The following is a 1931-nucleotide window of genomic DNA, read 5'->3' as shown; positions in this document are numbered from 1 at the left end:
GTTGCCGCCCACCATAACTCCATAGCCCACAGTTACATCTGCCCCGGCGCTCCAGGAGTAGTTCTTGCTGTCGTACTGGTCTTGCAGGCTGGCAACGGTCAAGTCGCGGCCCACATCCATCCATACCCGGTCGCCCTCCAGGTGTGCCCCGGCAACGGTGGTGTCGCGCCCGGAGGAGGTATACAGGGTATCCCCTGCCACAATCAGGGCGTTGGTGTGGGAGTTGTACTTGTCCTTGAACCCGGAACCACCCACCTGAGCATTGACGTTAATACCAAAGGCGGCACCGCCAGAGCCATAGCCTGCCTTAAGGCCAACGCCGCCTCCGCCGTTTTCGCTTTTGCTGTTAGAGCTGCCGCTGTCTTTCGCGCTGGTAATAAGCAGGTCGCGGCCTGCATCCAGCACCACGTCGCGCCCGACGGTTATGCTTTTCAGCAGGTCAATAAGGTTTTTGGCTGCACCCCTGTAACGATATTAACACGAGGGGAATCTAATTGTTCAATGATTTCTTCTTCAAGAGTAATCCCCATCTTCAAAGTGATAGTGCTCCATTGACGCACAACTAAACTTAGCTATAAAATCAGATGAGTATTTACCTTCCTTAGGTTTATACCAGCCTTTTTCGACTGCAAAATCAAAAGCCCCAATATTTACTGGATATTTTGTGAGCGTTCCCGTTAAATTATATTTTTTAATCCAGACCTCAGCAGCAGTTTTAGAATGAAAAACCCCACCTGGAAATTGTCCACCAGGGGCAGTAAATACCCATACAAAAATAATTTCATTTGAATGTATCATCGCAAACTACTCCATTTGGTAAGCATTCCAACGTTGCATCTTTTTCACCGCAGATCTAATCGCGGGTAGATTCTGATCAATAAAACTTTTTTGAGCAGGTGATAACTCTGGTTGTCCAGCAAGAGGCTTCCCATTTTGACCTATTTTAATTTCTTGATCACCAAACTTGAGGTGTAAGTGAGCAGGAGCATGGTCACCACTACGTGTATAATGTACTAACTCAAATTCTCCGCTTTTCGCAATCGTTTTAGGGGGAAGTGATGGTTCCGTTATTGACTTGCCTTTCGCAACCTTAATTAGCCCCCCGCCAATACCTATAACAACCGATATCCCGGTAGCAACATTAGCACGAATGGAATCTAAGGCTGCTAATTCTGATTCTACAGTGACATCATCACGAGCAAAACCATCTTCAACACGTTGAAGGTGCTCTTCTTTGTAATACCCTGTCCATAGCTTTGTTGCCACATTATCAACAAGTTCAGCAGCACCCTTTCCAAGGGCATCGCCTGTCAGTGTATTTACATAGTCAAGGCCTGCATTAAAGGCAATACCTAATGCAAATTTGATTGGGCCGCCTGTTACCAAGTCAATTGCATTCTTAATAGCTTCGCGTTCCTCTTTCAAAGGAATACTATTAATAAATTGTCCAAGATCACGCAAAGAAAGTATAACCGCCTGCCCAAGCGTTTTTCCTCTAAGGGAAGAATTTTCTAATGGCTTATTTAAATCCTCTGCTGTGAGATTATTGGGGTCAATAGCCTTGTTTATCTCGGTCTGTTCTCTCACTATTGTGGCAACTTGAGGGTATGTCATCATCTGTTTCGCCAGAGCAGGATCAATGCCACTATAAATGAGTTTGGCAAATACATCTGCATCGTTGCCATTCGCGTCTTTATAATCCTGAATGACTTGTTCCCGCTGTTTCTGCACTTCCTCTGGCGTGGGAGTATTTGCAAGCTTGATAAGCTCTTTGGCACCATCAATAATCGCTTCAATAGCCTGCTTGCTTACATAAATATCCGTATAGGCCTCTTCATCCTTCGTAATCTCCCGCGCATTGCCGATGTCCCGGTTCAGGCCGTCCAGGCTGCCATCGGTTTCGGCATCGGGGTTACTGCGCACGATGATTT

3 protein-coding genes are annotated in these 1931 nt (G+C 46.3%); all 3 read right to left on the bottom strand.

What is annotated here, in order from left to right:
* Positions 1–426 (bottom strand): hemagglutinin repeat-containing protein (locus G497_RS18135; protein ID WP_281171064.1); only part of this gene is annotated, 426 nt, incomplete at its 3' end.
* 87 nt (positions 427–513) lie between these two features.
* Entirely contained in the window at positions 514–798 is a 285-nt protein-coding gene (locus G497_RS20235; RefSeq protein ID WP_027188389.1) for a DUF7710 domain-containing protein, read from the bottom strand.
* Between the two features lie 6 nt (positions 799–804).
* Positions 805–1931, bottom strand: a 1127-nt coding sequence (locus tag G497_RS20395; protein ID WP_034637914.1) for a hypothetical protein, incomplete at its 5' end; no start/stop codon positions are given.

It is taken from the genome of Desulfovibrio cuneatus DSM 11391, assembly GCF_000430005.1.
Lineage (GTDB): Bacteria > Desulfobacterota > Desulfovibrionia > Desulfovibrionales > Desulfovibrionaceae > Frigididesulfovibrio > Frigididesulfovibrio cuneatus.
Note: the sequence above shows the minus strand (reverse complement) of the source record. Positions and strands in the feature narration are given on the sequence as shown.

Excerpts from the sequence above, each read along its gene's own strand:
- G497_RS20235 (WP_027188389.1), bottom strand. The coding sequence starts at position 798 with ATGATACATTCAAATGAAATTATTTTTGTATGGGTATTTACTGCCCCT.